The organism is Embleya sp. L77, from assembly GCF_055557415.1.
Window position 1 is genome coordinate 4511567 of record NZ_CM145709.1, and the last position, 17988, is coordinate 4529554.

At 72.0% G+C, this 17988-nt stretch carries 14 protein-coding genes and 1 tRNA gene; 8 read left to right on the top strand and 7 right to left on the bottom strand.

The window, feature by feature from the left end; genetic code table 11:
- Positions 1-528: 528 nt before the first annotated feature.
- A complete protein-coding gene (locus ACZOOI_RS19360) occupies positions 529-1194 on the top strand; it encodes a hypothetical protein (protein ID WP_465277036.1) in 666 nt (221 codons plus the stop codon).
- Between the two features lie 200 nt (positions 1195-1394).
- Here ACZOOI_RS19360 and ACZOOI_RS19365 read toward each other — a convergent pair.
- Positions 1395-1468: transfer RNA gene (locus tag ACZOOI_RS19365), tRNA-Lys, on the bottom strand.
- Positions 1469-1724: 256 nt separating this feature from the next.
- Here ACZOOI_RS19365 and ACZOOI_RS19370 point away from each other — a divergent pair.
- The 4 genes from ACZOOI_RS19370 (at position 1725) to ACZOOI_RS19385 (ending at position 7670) form a co-directional block, all read left to right on the top strand.
- Positions 1725-3518, top strand: a complete 1794-nt coding sequence (locus ACZOOI_RS19370) for a helix-turn-helix transcriptional regulator (protein WP_465277037.1) — start codon at positions 1725-1727, stop codon at positions 3516-3518.
- Between the two features lie 80 nt (positions 3519-3598).
- A complete protein-coding gene (locus ACZOOI_RS19375; RefSeq protein ID WP_465277038.1) occupies positions 3599-4798 on the top strand; it encodes a hypothetical protein in 1200 nt (399 codons plus the stop codon).
- Positions 4795-6330, top strand: coding sequence for a serine/threonine-protein kinase (locus ACZOOI_RS19380; RefSeq protein ID WP_465277039.1), 1536 nt, complete (start codon positions 4795-4797; stop codon positions 6328-6330). The genes ACZOOI_RS19375 and ACZOOI_RS19380 overlap by 4 nt, the downstream gene beginning before the upstream one ends.
- A complete protein-coding gene (locus ACZOOI_RS19385; RefSeq protein WP_465277040.1) occupies positions 6321-7670 on the top strand; it encodes an AAA family ATPase in 1350 nt (449 codons plus the stop codon). Before ACZOOI_RS19380 ends, ACZOOI_RS19385 begins: the two co-directional genes overlap by 10 nt.
- Before the next feature lie 60 nt (positions 7671-7730).
- Here ACZOOI_RS19385 and ACZOOI_RS19390 read toward each other — a convergent pair whose 3' ends face one another.
- Positions 7731-8066 (bottom strand): hypothetical protein, encoded by a 336-nt coding sequence (locus ACZOOI_RS19390; RefSeq protein ID WP_026218229.1) that lies wholly within the window; start codon positions 8064-8066, stop codon positions 7731-7733.
- A 384-nt stretch (positions 8067-8450) separates the two neighbouring features.
- Entirely contained in the window at positions 8451-8888 is a 438-nt protein-coding gene (locus tag ACZOOI_RS19395; protein WP_360307626.1) for a hypothetical protein, read from the bottom strand.
- A 373-nt stretch (positions 8889-9261) separates the two neighbouring features.
- Here ACZOOI_RS19395 and ACZOOI_RS19400 point away from each other — a divergent pair, with 373 nt between their 5' ends.
- Positions 9262-10281, top strand: coding sequence for a transcriptional regulator (locus ACZOOI_RS19400; protein WP_465277041.1), 1020 nt, complete (start codon positions 9262-9264; stop codon positions 10279-10281).
- Between the two features lie 255 nt (positions 10282-10536).
- On the opposite strand, the gene ACZOOI_RS19405 is transcribed toward ACZOOI_RS19400, so the two are convergent.
- Together ACZOOI_RS19405 and ACZOOI_RS19410 are read right to left on the bottom strand one after the other, a co-directional pair.
- The gene (locus ACZOOI_RS19405; protein ID WP_391583005.1) at positions 10537-11202 is read right to left on the bottom strand and encodes an HAD family hydrolase; all 666 of its coding nucleotides are present in this window, start codon (positions 11200-11202) and stop codon (positions 10537-10539) included.
- 276 nt (positions 11203-11478) lie between these two features.
- Positions 11479-12291, bottom strand: coding sequence for a phosphatase PAP2 family protein (locus ACZOOI_RS19410; protein WP_465277042.1), 813 nt, complete (start codon positions 12289-12291; stop codon positions 11479-11481).
- A 243-nt stretch (positions 12292-12534) separates the two neighbouring features.
- On the opposite strand from ACZOOI_RS19410, the gene ACZOOI_RS19415 reads away from it, so the two are divergent.
- The gene (locus ACZOOI_RS19415; RefSeq protein WP_465277043.1) at positions 12535-13671 is read left to right on the top strand and encodes a phosphotransferase family protein; all 1137 of its coding nucleotides are present in this window, start codon (positions 12535-12537) and stop codon (positions 13669-13671) included.
- Between the two features lie 243 nt (positions 13672-13914).
- Complete coding sequence (locus ACZOOI_RS19420) at positions 13915-16173, top strand: RelA/SpoT family protein (protein ID WP_465277044.1); 2259 nt, start codon at positions 13915-13917, stop codon at positions 16171-16173.
- A gap of 206 nt (positions 16174-16379) precedes the next feature.
- Here ACZOOI_RS19420 and ACZOOI_RS19425 read toward each other — a convergent pair whose 3' ends face one another.
- Together ACZOOI_RS19425 and ACZOOI_RS19430 are read right to left on the bottom strand one after the other, a co-directional pair.
- Complete coding sequence (locus ACZOOI_RS19425) at positions 16380-16877, bottom strand: MarR family winged helix-turn-helix transcriptional regulator (protein ID WP_465277045.1); 498 nt, start codon at positions 16875-16877, stop codon at positions 16380-16382.
- A gap of 187 nt (positions 16878-17064) precedes the next feature.
- Positions 17065-17922 (bottom strand): enoyl-CoA hydratase-related protein, encoded by an 858-nt coding sequence (locus ACZOOI_RS19430; protein ID WP_465277046.1) that lies wholly within the window; start codon positions 17920-17922, stop codon positions 17065-17067.
- Between the last annotated feature and the right edge of the window lie 66 nt (positions 17923-17988).

Consider the following 17988-nt stretch of genomic DNA (forward strand, 5'->3'; position numbering starts at 1 on the left):
CGCCGTGCGATTGGATGCTTTTTCACCGCAGGACTGATTCGACGCGAATTCGACACTCTTATGCGGTCGGAACATGATGGACAGGAACTCTTTTGGGACCCCACGTGCGGCGCCGGTGACCTGTTGCTCTCTGCGGCCGGCGGACTGCCGTTGGCCGAAAGCCCAGCGCTGACGGTGCACAGGTGGGCTTCCCGACTCAGGGGAACCGATCTGCATCAGCCGTTTATTGATGCTGCTCGGCTCCGTCTTCTGCTACTCGTTCTGTATCGGCATCGTGAACGTGGTCACCTTGGGGGTCTGTCCGCGGCCCAGGTGGCGCGCGCGTTCCCTGGACTGACACAGGGCGACGGCTTGACTGAGCTGCGGATGGCAGCCGGGGGGCGCCCCGGACGGGCGGTCCACCTGCTGCTCAATCCTCCGTATGGACCCGCTGCCGCACCCGCTGCCTGTTCTTGGTCAACTGGTAGGACGTCTTCGGCCGCACTGTTCACTGCGGCGGCGGTGGATGTGCTCGGCCGACGAGGACGGATGACTGCCGTACTCCCCGATGTGCTTCGCAGCGGCAGCAGATACCGAGCCTGGCGTGCCTACATCGACGAGCGCGTGTCTGTGGAAGGGATCCGTTCGAACGGACAGTTCGATGACTACACGGACATCGATGTCTTCACGATGACGGCGGTTCGTCGTACCGGTGCGGTCGTGTCGCGTGATGCCGGATGGCAGACCGGTGCAGCGGGAGACGAGGGTACTGCGACCGTCGGCGATTCATTTACCGTGTCCGTCGGACCCGTCGTCGACAATCGTGACGTGCGAGAGGGTCCCCTGGTGCCGTATCTGACTGCACGCCAACTCCCTCCCTCGGATTCGATGGGAATGCCTGAGCGTACGCGTCGATTCAACGGGAAACTTCTAACGCCCCCGTTCGTGGTGGTACGCCGCACCTCTCGTCCAGGACAGGGCGTCGGCGGACGTCCGCGTGGCGCGGGAGTTCTGGTGTTGGGTGATCAACCGTTGGCTGTTGACAACCACTTGATCACATTGGTTCCGACGAAGCGGGTGGGCCGCGGGGTGCGCCAGTGTCGAGATCTGTTGCGCACGCTCGGCAGCCCGTCGACCGCCAAGTGGCTGGACGAGCGCATTCGTTGTCGGCATCTGACGGTCTCGGCGGCAAAGGCGATCCCATGGGCTGGATGACCGGTCCGCATGTTCTTGTCCCAGGGAGGAACCAGAGGCACAGCCTCGGCCGATTCCGAGGCGGAGAAGTACTGCTGGTTGTCGCTCACCTGCGACGGCGGCAGACGGCCGCTCACTGGCTCATGCCACGCCCCCACAACGACGACAAAACGGCGATGGGGCCCTCGGTGAACCGAGGGCCCCATCGCCGTTTCGCAAGGTGCGCCGCCAGGGACTCGAACCCCGGACCCGCTGATTAAGAGTCAGCTGCTCTAACCAACTGAGCTAGCGGCGCCTGCGTTGCGTGGGAAACATTAGCAGGGGTCGGCGGTGATCGAAAATCGACACCCTTCGACACGCTCGGATGGCGGCCGGGGGCGCGCAGGGAGCGTATCGAGGGCGCGCAAGGTCCCTCGTAGGACTTCTTTGAGGACACGGAGAGGACGCCCTTTTCCAGACATCCGCAAAGAGGTCCCCCGGGCCGTCTCACGGCGGGTACCGTCGGCATCACAGCCTGCACAGCACACCGCACGTCGTAACCGGGAGGGCCGATGGCCATGCGGCAGGGGGCCGGTCCTTCGTCCGGGAATGTCCGGCTCAAGGCCCTACGGCACTCGCATGGCTGGGTTTCCCAGCAACAATTGGCCGATGCCTTCGAGAAGAAGGCACTCGAATGCGGGCTTCGTCTCGGCGTCAGCGTGCGGCAGGTGCGGCGGTGGGAAAGTGCGGACCCGCCCTGGCCGACCCCCGATTATCAGCAGGTTCTGCAGGCTTTGTTCGAGCGGCCGTTGACCGACCTCGGGTTCACCCCGCCGTGGCAGGCCGAGCTGGCCGAGTACGGCGAGGGCTTCACCGATGCGCACCCCGTGGCCGAGCAACCGAGCGCTCCATCGGCGTTCCCCGCGCCCGCTCGGGAAACCGGGCGGGCGCTCGATCGCGTGGAGCACCAGGGCTTCGGTGAGGCCCGGGTCCGCCGCCGGCCGCCGGCGGCCGGCGGCCCGGTCGACGGGGCGATGGCCGCGCCCGCCCACCCGGCACCCGCGGACGGCCGCCAGGTGCCGCCGGCGCGCTCCCGGCGTCCGGTGCCCCCGCCGGGCCCCGTGCCGTCCCCGCGACCGGCCGCACCACCCGGTCCGGTGCCGCCGCCCGGACCCGCGGTCGTACCTCCCCGGACCGGCTCGGAGACCGGCCCCACGGTGGTCGGCGGCCGGCGACTGGAGGGCGACGGCCCGCGCGGGCTGCCGGTGCGCCCGCCGCTGCGCGCGATCGGCCCGCCCGCCGCCGAGCCGCCGGCCCCCACGCTGGAGATCGCCACCCCCGCGGTGCTGCGCCAACTGCTGCGGGACACCCCCGACCCGGGCCCGCTGGCGGTACCGATGCACTCGCGGGCCGGCCAGTTGACCGTGGTCGGCGCGGACCAGTACGCGATGCTCACCCGCACCTATCGCCAGATGTACTGGGTCGCCCCCGCCGCCATCGCCTACCCGTCGGTGATCGCCCACGTGCGCCTGGGCACCCAGCTGCTCGATGCCCCCGGCCCCGCCCGGGCCCGCCGGATCCTGGGCGCGTCGCTCGCCGAGACCGCGATGCTGGCCGGCCGGATGGCCTTCTTCGACCTGAACCGCCCGCACGACGCGCAGGACCACTACCTGGTCGCCTACCGCGCCGCCAACGAGGCCGGCGACACCCTGCTCGCCGCCGCCGTGCTCACCCACACCGCGTTCATCCCGGCCTTCGACGCGGCCCCCTCGGCCGCGGAGGACATCCTCGACTTCGCCCGCAAGACGGCCACGCGCGGCGCTCCGATGGTGATGCTCGCCTGGTTCGACGCGGTGCAGTCCGAATTCGAGTCGTTGCGCGGCACCCCCGAGCGCGGACTGCACCTGCTGGACCGGGCCGAGGACCTGCTGTGCCACCCGGACAACACGCCCACACCGCCGTGGTTGGACTTCTTCGACGCCTCCCGGCTGTGGGGCTTTCGGGGCAAGACCGAACTCACCGCGCGCCGGATGGACCAGGCCCAGGGCTCACTCAACGACGCGCTGCAGAACCTGCCGCCCAACGGCGACAAACAGCGCGCGGTGATGTACGCCGACCTGGCCGAGGCGGCCTTCCAGGCCGGTCAGGTGGACGAGGCGTGCGGCCGGCTGTTCCAGGCCGTCGACATGTTGCGGGTGCACTGGTACTCGATGGCGATGGACCGGGTGCGGGTCACCCGCAGGCAGTTGGAGCCCTACAAGAACTCGGTCGCGGTCCGCCAACTCGACGAGGTGCTGGAGTCGTTCAGCGAACTGGCACCCACCGACGAAACCGGGTTCGTGGCACTTCCCGGGGCGGACGAGTAGCGCCGAATGCCCCGTGTCGGTGACATGGTCCACACTGACCCGGGACCGGACGGTTCGACGACGAAAGCCGTACACGAGACATGCGCACGACGGGTACCACCGGCGCGATCGCCGGCAGGCTGGAGCAGTTGCGCGGCACACTGCCCACCCGCAATCACAACGCCCGCACGGTCGCCGCCCTCGCGGCCAACCCCGGTTGCGCCCGCCGGGGCGTGCTGGACGCGGCCGGCATCGAGAAGACCGTGCTCGCCGACCGACTCGGCTTCCCGGCCCGGTACGGCGGTCGCTCGCCGTTCGCGATCGGGCGCGGCAACGTGTTCGAGGCCCGGGTCAAGGCGGACGGCGGCACCGAGCTGCGCCGACTGCTCGCCGAGACGCTGGGCGCGAACCCGGACGCCGGCGCACTGGTCGACGTTGACCACGAGGGCGCCGGCCGGCCGAGCCGTGAGGAACGGGTGGCCCGCACCCGCGACGCCCTGGCCCGGGCGGCGCGCGGGGAGCCGGACGCCTGCGCGATCCTGGACCACCCGCTGCTGCCGCTGGACGTGGCCGGCCGGCGCGCCTACCTGGAGCCGGACGCGATGGCCTGCCGGGTGGCCGGCCGGCTGTACGTGGTGGAGATCAAGTCGTTCGCGATCATCGACGGGTCCGCCGACCCGGGCAAGCTCGCCTCGGCCACCCGCCAGGCCGCGGTGTACGTGCACGCGCTGCGCCGACTGGCCGCCGAACTGGGTCTGGACCCGGACGTGGTGGCCACCGACATCGTGCTGGTGTGCGCGCAGGACTTCTCCAACCGCCCGGTCGCCGTCGTGCTCGACGTGCGGCGCGAACTGGCCACCACCCGGCGCCGGTTGGAACGCCTGTCCGGGGTGGAGGAACTGCTCGGCGAACTGCCGGACACGCTGACCTTCGACGTCGACGGCGAACTGGTCGGCGCGGCCGTCGCGCAGGTGCCCGCGGCGTACGTTCCGGACTGCCTGTCCGCGTGCGAACTCGCGCTGTTCTGCCGGGAGGAGGCCCGCGGTTGCGGTCCGGGCGGCGGCAGCGTGGGCACGCTGGGCACCTCGGTGCGCGGCGCGTTGGGCGGGATCGAGGACATCGCCGACGCGCTGGCCCTGGCCGACGGCACCCGCGCCGCCCGGCCCGGCGAGGAGGACGTGGCCAGGCTGCTGCGCCGGGCCCAGGCACTGCGGTCCGAGGTGTTGGGAACCGCGCCGCCGGGTGCCGCGACGCCGCCGGCCGAGCCGTTGCGCACTCGGGTCCCGGGCGGCGCCGGGTGAGCGCGATCGCCGCGCTCGGCCGACTGCGCGCCGCCGCGACCGGGGCGGCCCAACCGGCCGCGACCGTGCGCCATCGGCATCTGTCCGCCCGGCCCCTGGTGCTGGTGCCCTATGTGCTCGCGGGCGAGGCGTTCGCACCGTTGGCCGTGCTGGTCGGCACCGACCGGGACCGGCCGCACCTGCTCGCGGTGCCGCAACCACGGGACCGAGACCGGCGGTTCGCGCACGCGGCGGAGCTGGGCCGGCTGTTGCTGCCCTACCTGGGCGCGTTCGCGGCCGAGACGGAGACGATCGAGCGGCGCGGCGACGAGCCGTACGAGCGCAGCGTGGACGCGCCGCAGGTGCTGGTGCCCACGGCGGGCGGCGTCGAGTATCTGCGCCTGCTCGGCCGGTCCACCCGATTCCGGCGCACCGACGGCGAGTTCGCGGTGGCCGAGGAGGTTCCGCTGCTCGGCCGGTGGAGCACGTGGCTCGCGGACCGCGCCGGTGTGCCCGGATCGAGCGTGCTGTTGGCGATGACCGATCTGCTCACCCAGGCGTGGGTGACCGGCCAGAGCGCGCTGGAGGACGGCGACCTGGCCGCGCTGCTCGCCTGGATCGACCCGCCGGCCGGGCAGCGCGGGGATCAGGCGGCCCGCGAGGTCGAGGGCGGCCCGACCGCGGGGCCCGCGACCGATCCGGCGTTCGACGAGCGCCTGGTGCCGCTGATCGCCGCATTCGACGAGGCGGTGGCCGCGGAACGGGAGGCGGCGGACATTGGCGCGCGCACCGATCTGGGGCCGCGCGGTCGGGATGCCGAGCAGGCGATTCGCACCGCGCTGGCCGCCGAGTTGCTGCCGACCTGGGATCGCATGTGGCGCGGTGTGGAACTGCTCGGCGCGCTTCCCGCGGGCGGGTCGGTGGCCGGGCGCTGGGAGGCCGATCGGGCCTCGTACAGCTTCTTCGCCGCCGATCTGGCCGACCCCGAGTCGCGTCCGCAGCCGCGGGTGCCCGGTGCGGTCTCGGCCGCGGCGCAACTGGCGACCCGGGAACGGGCACAGGCCCGGTTGGATGCCGAACAGGTCCGCGACGACCCGCTGTTGATGGCCGCCGTCCGGCTCGCGGGGGAGGCGTTCCGCGGCGAGCTGATCGCGGTGGACGCCGAGCGCACGGTCACCGAGCCCGGGAAGAAGACCGCCCGCCCGCGCCCGATGTTGACCTTCGCCACCGACGACGAACCGCTGTTCGGGCCGGGCACCGACCTCGCGTGCGTCGAACGCCCGGACGCGAAGGCTCGGGTCCTTCGGACCGAGCCCGGCCACGTCGTGCTGGAACTGCGCGGCGGGATGGGCGGCGGCAAGGCGCCCAAGCCGGGCAGCGTGCCCGAACCGGGCGAAGTCCTGTGCTGGACCTCGCTGATCGCCGAATTCCGGCGCGGCCCGGACTGGCCCGCGGTCGAGGACACCCCCTGGACCCACGGCGGCCCGCCGCCGGAGCCCGAGCCCGAGGCCGCCCCGGAAGCGGACGACGACGCGTTGGAGGAGTGGTCGTGACGACCGTGCACACCGCTCACCCCGAGGGCGACCCGGCCGCGCTCGCCGCCGCCGCGACCGACGCCGTGCTCGCCGACCTCGGCTCCGGTGCGCATCGCGGCGTCGTGGTCGACTCGCCGCCCGGCGCGGGCAAGTCGACGCTGGTGGTGCGCGCGGCGGGGGAGTTGGCCCGAGGCGGCGAGCGGCTGATGATCGTCGCGCAGACCAACAACCAGGTCGACGACCTGCTGGTCCGGCTGGTCGAGGACCACCCGGGGCTGACCGTGGGTCGGTTGTCCGCCACCGGATACCGGTTGCCGCCCGTGCTGGTGGGCACGTCGGTGCTGAACGCGGAGAAGGCCGAGGCGCTGGACGCGTGTGCGGTGGTGGTGGCCACCGCCGCCAAGTGGGCGCTCGTGCAGGATCGGCGCTGGCCGTGGGCGATCGTCGACGAGGCGTACCAGATGCGCTCGGACGCGCTGCTGCTGGTGGCCCGTCTGTTCGACCGGGCGCTGTTCGTGGGCGACCCCGGCCAGCTCGACCCGTTCGCGACCGTGGACACCTCGCGCTGGCACAGCCTCAGCTACGACCCGTCGCAAAGTGCGGTGGTCGTGCTGCGGCGGCACAACCCGGATCTGCCGGTGCATCGACTCCCGGTGTCCTGGCGGCTGCCCGCGAGCGCGGCGCCGCTGGTGTCGGAGGCGTTCTACCCGTTCACCCCGTTCCGGTCGGGGACCGGTCCGGGCGAGCGGCTGCTGCACTTCGGCGCGGCCCGCGCCCACGACGCGTACGACGCGGCCGTGGACGTCGCGGCGAAGTCCGGGTGGGGCCTGCTGGAGTTGCCCGCGCGGTTCACCGCGGCGGCCGACGACGAGGCGGTACAGGCGGTCGCCACGCTGGCCGCGCGGCTGCTCGCCCGGGGTGGGACCGCGATCGGCGAGCGCACCCCGGAGGGGGTGCCGCTGGACGCGTCCCGGATCGCGATCGGCGTCAGCCACCGCGAGCAGCGGGCGCGGGTCGAGTCGGCGCTGCGCGACCTGGGCGCGTCCCGAATCGTGGTGGACACCGCGAACCGGCTCCAGGGTCGCGAATTCGACGTGACCGTGGTGCTGCATCCGCTCTCGGGTCGTCGCGACGCGACCGAGTTCCACCTGGAGACCGGCCGGCTGTGCGTGCTGGCCTCGCGGCATCGGCATGCGTGTCTGGTGGTCGCCCGGGCCGGCATCCCCGAACTGCTCGACGCGCATCCCACCGCCGACCCGGTCCACCTCGGGGTGCCGGTCAGCTTCCCGGACGGCTGGGAGGCGAATCAGGCGGTGCTGGCCGAACTCGCCCGGCACCGGGTCGCACTGTCCGGCTGAGCACACGTGCGCGCCGGACGGGCCGGGCCCGACCGGCGCGCGGGCCCGGTCCGGCGTCGGTTACTCGCCGCGCTCCAGCAGCAGCTTTCGGCCGTGCTCGATCATCTTCGCCGTGTACTCCTCGCCCCAGCCCGCCCGCGCCGCGACCTGAGCTGTCGTCAGGTGGTCGAAACGATTCGGATCCGCCATCCGCGCCGCGGCCATCGCCTGGTAGTCCACCGCCCGGTCGGCCGCCGCGCGAAACGCCTCGGCCAGGTCCGTCGAGCGGGCCAGCACCTCCTGGGGATCGGTCAGATCGTCCAGGTCGAAGAAGCGTTCGTCGGGCGGCTCGGGTACCGCGGGCTCGAACAACAGCGGCGCGGGCCGCATGCGGGGCTTGCGCGACTCGGACGGCATGCGCGGATTCCTTCCGACAGTGCAGACGTGCTGACGACGAACACGGACACGGGGGAGCGGCGGGATCGGCCGAAACCGGCCCGCAAGATCCCGCGCCCTTGCCATTGTCGCCAACCGGACGCCATCCGAAAGACCCTTGCCCGAAAGAGGGACGACAGCCCGGCACATGCCCCGATAAACCCCGAATCGGTGGCACGAACCGGGCCGTGCAGGCGGTTTCGGCGGCCGGTAAACCTCCCGGCGCCGGTCCGCACAGGCGGATGCGCCCCCTCGCACAGTGGCGAGGGGGCGCATCGCGTCCTACCGGTACCGGCCGGGTCGAGCAGGTATTGGGGGAGCCGCTCGTGATGTCAGGTCCCCGACCGGTACGTCCATGGGGCGATCTCAGATCGCCTGCTGGTGGCGCTCGGCGAGCGCGCGGGCGGCCTCGGCGATCGCCGCGCGCACGTGCCGCAGCGTCGTCAGGCGGTTGTCGGGCGTCGGCGGCACGAGCCACACGAGCGGCCCGTCGTTCTGCTCCGGCGGCGGCGGGAAGGTGATCCACGCACCCCGCCCGTGGTGGCGCGGGCCGAGCCGGCGCTCGCGCGGCCGCATCGGCATCACGGTGGTCGGCGGTACGAGGAACCCGATCCGGCGGTAACGGCGGTCGAAGATGACCGGACCGACCGGCACGCGGTGCGCGTGCAGCGTCGCCAGGGCCTCGCGGCCGAGCCGGTCCTCCACCTCGATCACGTCGAACGTCTCGCCGGCTGCGACCAGGCGAGGGGCGTACGGGTTCCGAAGCGCGTCCTGCGGCAGCGCTGCCAGCGTCGTTCGGTTCACGTCGGCGTCCATCGGTGAGGCGGTCCTCTCGTTTCGTCGTGGAAACGGAATCGTCCTCGGGGGCCGGGAGGTCCTCGAAGCGTCCTCTTCGTCCTGCACAAGCCCGAAGCGTCCGACTTCGGGGCGTCCGCTTCTGCCTTAGATGCAACCAGGTCGGCACACCGTGTGACGAGGCCCGCGGTGGGACTCCTGCAGGACGCGCTGAGGACTCTTGCCGCCCTAACGGGCTAGAGGCATGACGCCGCAGGTGGGACGGGGTCACGATCGAGATCCAGCACGGAGCGGTCGGGCCCGGTCTACCGCGTGACCGGGTCCGCGCAGTCATGTCCGTCACCACGACTGTCCGTCACCACGACGCGTATGGGAGGACGCGGTGCAACGACGTACCTTTCTGGCCGGCGCCGCCGTCGCCGGCCTCACCGTCAAGAGTTCCGGCGCATACGCCTCCTCGGGGTCGGCAGCCGCGCTCCCCGATCCCACCGCCTATGTCGCCACCACCGCCCGGCTGCGATCCCGCTACTGGATCGAGGAACCCGGGCGACTGCTGCCGGTGGTGGCCGAACACGCCCGCAACGGCGCCCGGCTGCTGGCCGAGGGGCCGGAGGGGGCGCACTACTCCGCGATCGCGGAGACCGCGCTGCTCGCGTCGAGGATCGCCTTCTTCGACCTGAGCCTGCGCGGGCCGCACGTGCGACGCTGGCAGGACCTCGCCCTGGATGCGGCGGACCGGGGTCGGGACGGCTCGCTGGCCGCCGCAGTGCTCGGGCACATGGCGTTCGCGCCGGCCTGGACCGGGCGGGGCGGGGAGGCCCGGGACACCCTGGCCGCGGCGCGCGAGCGCACCACGGGCGGCGACGCCGGGCCGACGCTGCGGGCGTGGTTGGACGCGATCGCGGCCGAGGCGGAGGTCCGGCTCGGCACGCCGGACGCGGCCTTTCCGTTGCTGGATCGCGCCGCCGATACGTACGCGCCGCCGGAGACGCCCGGCTCGTGGACGGCGGACGGGCCGCCGGCCTGGCTGGACTGGTTCTCCGCGGCCCGCCTGGAGGGCTTCCGGGGTGCCGCGGAGGTGGCCGCCGGGCGCTCGGCCGAGGCTCGGGCCAGCCTGGAGCGCACGCTCGCCGGGTTGCCTGCGCACAGCCACAAGCAGCGGGCGATGACGCTGGCCGAACTGGCGGCGACGGCGGTGGGGGCGCGCGAGCCGCAAGACGCCTGTCGGCTGTTGGAGGAGGCGCTCGATCTGGTCGGGGTGCAGGGGTATGCGACGGCGGTGGATCGGGTGCGCACGGTGCGGGCGTCGCTGGCGCCGTGGGCGCGGGAGTCGTTCGTGCGGGAGGTTGACGATCGGTTGCGCTCGGGCGGCGGGGCGCGGTCGATGGAGGGCTCGGCGTGACGCGCCCGGTCTGCGGACGAGGTGGCCTCATGCGCCGGCCGGGCTGAGTGGCCTCAAGCGCCGGCCGGGCTGGTTCGCCTCAAGCGCCGGCGGGGCTGGGTGGCCTCATGCGCCGGCCGGGCTGGTTCGCCTCAAGCGCCGGCGGGGCTGGGTGGCCTCAAACGCCGGCCGGGCTGGTTCGCCTCAAGCGCCGGCGGGGCTGAGTGGCCTCAAACGCCGGCCGGGCTGAGTGGCCGGCGTTTGAGGGTGTTTTTTTTAGGGTTCGGTGATGCCGTTGATGCGGGCGACTGCGGCGGGGAGTTCGCCGAGGGACTCCAGGCGTAGGTCGGTGACTGCGATGAGTTCGGGGTCTTCGGCGACCAGGTAGCCCCAGGGGCCGCGGCGTACGTGGGCGGTGCGGAGGCCGGCCAGGTGGGCTGGGCGGACGTCGTTGTCGAGGCGGTCGCCGACGTACAGGATCTCCTCGGCCGGGCACGGACATTCGGCGACGAGGCGCTCGAAGAAGGCCGGCTCGGGCTTGCTGATGCCCCAGTCGTCGGAGGTCGCCAGCAGGTCCACGCCCAGGTCCAGGCCGCGCAGGATGACGCCCGCGTTCACGGTCTGGTTGCCGACCACGCCCAGCCACAGGCGCTGGTCGCGCAGGGCCTTCAGGCACGGTCGGGTGTCGGCGTAGAGGTCTTCCTCGCCGAACCACTCGGGAAAGCCCGCCTCGGTGCGCGCGGCCCGCTCCACGGTCAGGTCGAAGCCGGGCCGAAAGCGCTGGAACACCTCGCGATAGTCGAGGCCCTGCGCGATCACCGCCCCGAAGGTGGCCGCGAACGTGTGTCGGGGCACCCCGAGCCAGTCGGCCCAGGTGCCGTACTCCCGCGATTCGTCGACCAGGGTCTCGCCCACGTCGAACACCACGGCGCTGATCCGCATTACCGCTCCCCGCTGTCGTCGCCTGTCGGCCCCGTCTCTGGTTCGCCGTGCCTCCGTCCACCATGCGGGGTCTGGGCCTGTCAGGCCGAGCCCGACCGGGTTCGGCCGCCGTTGTGGCGGCTTGTCCGATCGGCATGTGCCCGATGACGGAATCCTTGCCGTTCTCGGGCGCGGGACCACCCAGAAGGTACCGCTTGCCTGGGAGGCAAGCGTCGTTCGGAAGTCGTATCCGGCTGGCCTTGATCGAAATCGTTCATTGGGCGCGATTCGGTGTGATCAGGCGGCGTTTCTTTGATCGACATCGATCGGTTGAATGGTCTCTTTCGACTCGGCCCGGCGCATCGCCACCCCGTCGCGTGCCCGGTCCACCCCGCGCAGCACCCACGGCGACGCGAGCGCGCCCAGCCCCATCACCGCGAGTCCCGCGACCACGTCCGCGAGGTAGTGGTTCGCGGTGCCCAGTACCACCACGACCACGAAGAGCGGATAGAGCACACCCAGGACGCGCGACACCCGACCGCGACCGTGCCGCCACAACTGCCACCCGCACCAGGCGGCCCAGCCCACGTGCAGGGACGGCATCGCCGCGTACTCGTTGGTCATGTGCTCCATGCCGCGCGGCGCGCTGGCACCCCCGCCCCACCAGCCCCAGGACGCGAAGTGCGCCATGGTGTCGGTGAAGCCGTCGATCATCCGCGGCGGCGCGGTCGGGAAGAGCATGAAGCCAGCCAGTGACACCACCGTGGCGATCGCCAGCGTGGTGCGCGCACCCCGGTAGCGCTCGGGGCGCCGCCGCCACAACCAGAACAGCACCAGCGGGGTCACCACGTAGTGCAGCGTCGCGTACGCGTAATCGCAGACCACGCCGATGAGCACGTGGTCGGTGACGACCTGGTTGAGCACCCGTTCGGGATCGAGGTGGGTGAGCGACTCGACGTGCAGTATTCGCTCGGCGTTGCGCAGCGCGGCGTCCACGTCGCCGCGGACCACGAGTCGGCTGAGCGAGTACGCCTCGTACAGCACTGCGATCAGCAGCAATTCGGTCCACCAGCGCGGACGCCGGCGGGTCGCGGCGGGGGTCGGAGGCATCCGTCCAGTCTGCAATACCCGCAGGCCGAACCCGGTGCCGCGGCCGGACGGTCCGGCCGGCACCCGACGCCGGGCCCGGTGGGGCGGGGCTTCCGGGCCATTGATGACACGTGTCACACATGATAGAACGTGTTTCACTTTTGTCCGGCGGGCAGCCGCCGACAGCAGGGCGGGGACCGGACGTCGGCAGGGACGCCCGGCCACGCCGGTCGCACCCGTGCGACGTGGACACCGGAGGTTGTCGTGGCCGACCCCGACGAGGTCACCCGCCCGCAGACGAGCACGCGGGACCTGGCGACGGTGCACGACCAACTGCTCGCGTGGCTGAGCGGCCGGCTGCCCGAGGGCGCGGCTCCGGAGATCTCCGAGCTCAAGGCCCCCTCCGGCAACGGGATGTCCAGCGAGACGCTGCTGTTCGACGCGACCTGGACGGTGGACGGCGAACGCCGCACCGAGCGCTGCGTGGTGCGGATGCGTCCCTCGATGGACGCCAAGCCGGTCTTCCCGACCTACGACCTGGACAAGCAGTACGCGGTGATGACCCTGGTCGGCGAGCGCTGTCCGATCCCGGTGCCCGCGCTGCTGTGGAACGAGCCGGACGAGGGGCCGCTCGGCGCCCCGTTCTTCGTGATGCGCCGGGCCGAGGGCGCCGCGCCGCCGGACGTGATGCCGTACACGATCGACGGCTGGATGCTCGCCGCCACGCCCGAGCAGCGTCGCCGGCTCCAGGAGGAGTCGGTCGCCGTCGTCGCCGCGATCCACGAAATCGACGCGAGCCCCGAGGAACTGGCCTTCCTCCAGTACGAGGGCACCGGCGAGACCGCGCTGCGCCGGCATCTGGACGACCTGCGCGCGTTCTACGAGTGGGGCATCGAGGGGCAGCGCGTCCCGCTCCTGGATCGTGCGTTCGAGTGGCTGGAGGACAACTTCCCGGCCGAGGTCGGCCCGGACGTGATCAGCTGGGGCGACGCACGGATCGGCAACATCCTGTACGTGGACTTCGAGCCGACCGCGGTACTGGACTGGGAGATGGCCGCCGTCGGCCCGCGCGAGCTGGACATCGCCTGGATGATCTTCATCCACGCGTTCTTCCAGGACATCGCCACCCGCTACGGCCTGCCGGGCCTGCCCGACTTCATGCGCACCGAGGACGTGTGCGCGCACTACGAGAAGCTCACCGGCTACACACCGCGCGACATGCGGTACTTCGAGATGTACGCGGCGGTGCGCCACGGCGTGGTGATGGCCCGCATCGCACACCGCCAGTGGCACTTCGGCGAGCGCGAGCAGCCGGCCGACCTGGACGAGACGGTGCTGCACCGCGGACTGATCGAGGCGATGATGGCCGGCACGTACGGGGAGCGCGCCGACGGGAGCTGACGCCCCGTCGCGGCGACCCGCACGCCCGCCGTGCGACGGGTGCGCTCCCCGAGCCCGGTGGGTGCGCACCCGGACAAGATCCCGAGGGGTTAGGCTGGGCTCTTCACCATCATCCGTAGCGGGCGCCATGACCCGTGCGGGTGATCGTGTGTGACGGGCGACATCACGCGGACACGGTCCGTGTTGTTGTCGGTAGCATGAATCACCGGGGGCGACTCCGGGGGTAGCTGCCGGAGGTGCCGCATGACGATCGGGGGACTCGACCCGCCGGCCGGTGCAGGTGTGCCCAAGGGTGCACCGCGAGCCGCGGGTGACGTTCCGAGCCGGAGCATGTCCGACCGCGTCGGACGACTCTCCCGCCGGCCTGTCCAACAACCCATCCAGCGACTGGGTCTGGCCGCTGTCACCTTCCTCACCGGAAGTCGTCGACGCACGCCGGACGCGGTCGAACCGCTGCTCCAGGTGCATCGTGTGCACCACCCGAAGGCCGATGTGACGGCCATTCAGGAGGCGTACGCGGTCGCGGAGTTGTCCCATCGCGGGCAGATGCGCAAGAGCGGCGAGCCGTACATCACGCACCCGCTCGCGGTGGCCACCATCCTGGCCGAGCTGGGCGCGGACACCACGACGCTGGTCGCGGCGCTGCTGCACGACACCGTCGAGGACACCGACCTGACCCTGGAAGAGGTCCGCGCGGCGTTCGGCGACGACGTCACGCACCTGGTCGACGGCGTGACCAAGCTGGAGCGGGTCGATCTGGGCGACCGGGCCGAGGCCGAGACGATGCGCAAGATCATCGTGGCCACCGGCAGGGACCTGCGGGTGACCGTGATCAAGCTGGCCGACCGGCTGCACAACATGCGCACGATCCGATATCGCCGCCGGGCCAGCCAGATCCGCACCGCCGAGGCCACGCAGGAGGTGTTCATCCCGCTCGCCGAGCGGCTGGGCATCCACGTGCTCAAGTCGGAGCTGGAGGACATCGTCTTCGCCACGCTCCGACCCGAGGAGCACGCCGCGACCGCGCGCACCGTCGGCGCCAGCCAGGCGGCCACCGACGAGGCCGTGTCCAAGCTGTGCACGACCGTCAAACGTGCGCTGCGGGACGCCGGGATCGAAGCGGAGGTATCGCCGCGCGCGCGGCACCACGTATCCGTGCGCCGGGTGCAGAAGCGGCGCGGCCGCGAGGACCTGGGCCCGTTCGACCTCTGCCGGCTGATGATCGTGGTGGACGCGGACACCGACTGTTACGGCGCGCTCGGCGTACTGCACACCTGCTGGTCGCCGATCGCGGGCGAGTTCAAGGACTACATCGCAACCCCCAAGTTCAACCTGTACCAGTCGCTGCACACGGCGATCACGCTGCCCGAGGGCGACAAGGTCGAGGTGCTCATCCGCACCCGACGCATGCATCGCCTGGCCGAGTTCGGCGTGGTCGCGCACACCGGCAAACCGGACACCGGGCCGGACGCCCCCGAGCAGCTCGCGTGGTTGCACCGGCTGCTCGCCTGGCAGGGCGGCATCCCGGACGCGCACGTCTTCTGGAGCTCGCTGACCGCCGACCTGTCGGCGGACCGCGAGCTCCTGGTGTTCACCCCCGGTGGCCGCCCGCTCACCCTGCCCGCCGGGTCCACGTGTGTGGACGCGGCCTATGCGATCGACGAGCAGACCGGCCACCGATGTATCGGCGCGCAGATCAACGGCCGCCTGGTGGCCCTGAGTTCGGTGCTGGCGGACGGCGAGACGGTCTCCATCATCACCGCGCCGCCCGGCGCCGCGGCGCCGTCCAAGGAATGGCTCTCGTTCGTCCGCAGCCCACTGGCCCGGGTCGCGATCGAGGCCTGGTTGGCCAAGTATCCGCACGGCATGGAGGGTCGGATCGACCCCCTGCTCGCCCCGCCGCTGGGCAATCTGGCCGCCACCGGCGAGGCCGCCCAGGGCGCGCCCGCCCCGGGCCCGACCGCACCTGCCGGGGACGCCGCCCAGGCCCCGGCCCGGACCCGGCGTCCGCCGTCCGACCCCGGTGAGGCCGTGGTCAGCGTGCCGGGCTCGCCGGGAGCCCCCGTCCGACTGGCCCGCTGCTGCACCCCGGTCCCGCCGGACGAACTCGCCGGCTTCGTGATCCGAGGCGGCACGGTCGCGGTACACCGGGCCGACTGCACCAACGTGCAACAGATGCGCCGCGCGGGCCGGGACGTGGTCGCCGCGACGTGGCTGCCGCACCAGGCCGACCAGGGCTACCGGGTCACCGTGCAGATCGAGGCCCTGGACCGGCCCCGACTGCTCGCCGACGTGACCGCCGCGATCGACGCGGAGGGCGCCGACATCACCTCGGCCTCGATCGCGCCGCCGCAGCAGATGCGAGTACGCCAGACGTACACGATCCGGCTGGCCGACCTCGCGACCCTGCCGAAGCTGCTGCGGGCGCTGCGTCGGGTGCAGGGCGTCTACGACGTGTACCGGGCTCGTCCGCGGGTGCACCCGCGGGTGGCGGACAACTAGGCCGTGTCCGGCGGATCTTGGCGGGGCCGCGCCGCCTGGCACCGCGTCTCGCCGCACCGGAGAAACAGCCGAATAGAACCACTATGCGGCTGCTTCTCCGGCACGCCGAGCCACGGCACCAGACGACGCGACCTCATCCACCAAGATCCACCGGACACGGCCTAGGCCGGTCGGTCCGCCGCCCCAGGTGTCGGGCGGCGTTTCGGCTACTGCTGCGGTTGCTGTTCGTGCGCTTCGTGCTGTTCCTGCTCGGCGGGGGCGGCGGGGTCCCCGGTGTCGCCGCGCAGGACGTCGTTGAACCGGGCCAGGTGGTCGGCGAGGGCGCCCAGTTCCTCCTTGGGCCAGGCGGCGAACCGTTCCGCCATCACCGCGAGGCTGCGTTGCCGGGCGTCGGCCAGGCGTTGGTGGCCGGCGTCGGTGAGGGTGATCAGGTGGGACCGGCGATTGGTCGGATCGGTGGTCCGGGTGATCAGCCGGGCCTCTTCGAGCGCGGTCAGCTGTCGGCTGATCGTGGTCTTGTCCAGGCTCAGTCGGCAGGCGAGTTCCTTGCCGGTGGAGGTACCGCGCTCCTCCAGGTGGGCAAGCAGGTGGTATTCCGCCTGGGTGATCCCGGCCGCATGCAGCGGGGGACCCATCAACAGCCGAATCAACCGGGTGGCCGCACCCACTTCGCGGACCACTCGCCGCTCAACGCTGTCCGACATCGCCTTGCTCCTCAACACCATGCGCCCTGAATGTGCGCCAAGAGTGCCTGAAACAGTTGCAAAACACAACAAGCTGTAAGGGCCATCCGAGTGCCGCGCCCAGAAGCCCCCGAACCCACCCCGGCCGGGCGCCTCCGGTCCCGTCTTCGTCCGCCCGGTTCGGGCATCCGGACCCCGCTGCTCGGGGTCACGGCATCCCGGGTAGGTCCGGCAGGTCCGTGCTGACCCGGAGGGCGAAGTCGGGGCGGCGTTTTTCCAGGAAGGCGAGCACGCCCTCCCGGACGTCGGCCGAGCCGCCCGTCCAGTGCAGGGCGCGGGACTCGTGCAGGTGGGCGGTTTCCGGGTCGGAGACGGTCTGCATGCCCCACAACAGCCGACGGGTCAGCGCGACGGCCACCGCCGGGGTGTTCTCGGCGATCGTGCGGGCCATTTCGTGGGCGCGCGGGAGCAGGTCCTGCGGGGGGACCGACTCGCGGATCAGGCCGGCCTCCTTCGCCTCCGCCGCGTCGAAGACCCGGCCGGTGAAGCACCATTCGAGGGCCCGGTCCAGGCCCACCACCCGCGGCAGGAACCACGTCGAACAACCGTCGGGAGTGATCCCGCGGCGGGCGAAGACGAAGCCGAAGCGGGCGGCGGAGGAGGCGATCCGGATGTCCATCGGCAGCGTCATGGTCGCGCCCACGCCCACCGCCGGACCGTTGATCGCCGCGATCAGCGGCTTCTTCGAGCGGTACAGCCGCAGCACCAGTCGGCCGCCGTCGTCGCGGAACGTGTCCGCGTCGTCCACCGCGTCCTCGAAGCGCTTCGCGTGTGCGCCCGGGTCGAACGAGTCGGCGCCCATCTCCAGATCGGCTCCCGCACAAAACGCCCGCCCGCTCCCGGTGAACACCACCACCCGGACCTCGTCGTCCGCGTCCGCCCGGTCCAACGCGTGTGAGATCTCCCGGCGCATCCGGTAGGTGTACGCGTTGAGGCGGTCCGGTCGGTCCAGCGTCACGGTCAACACGTCGTCCTCGACGGCCGTCGAGATCTGCTCGTAGTCCACCCAAGCCCCCCGGTTCGCACGCGTGTCGGTGGTACCCGTCCGGCCACCCTGCCGGGTGATCATGTC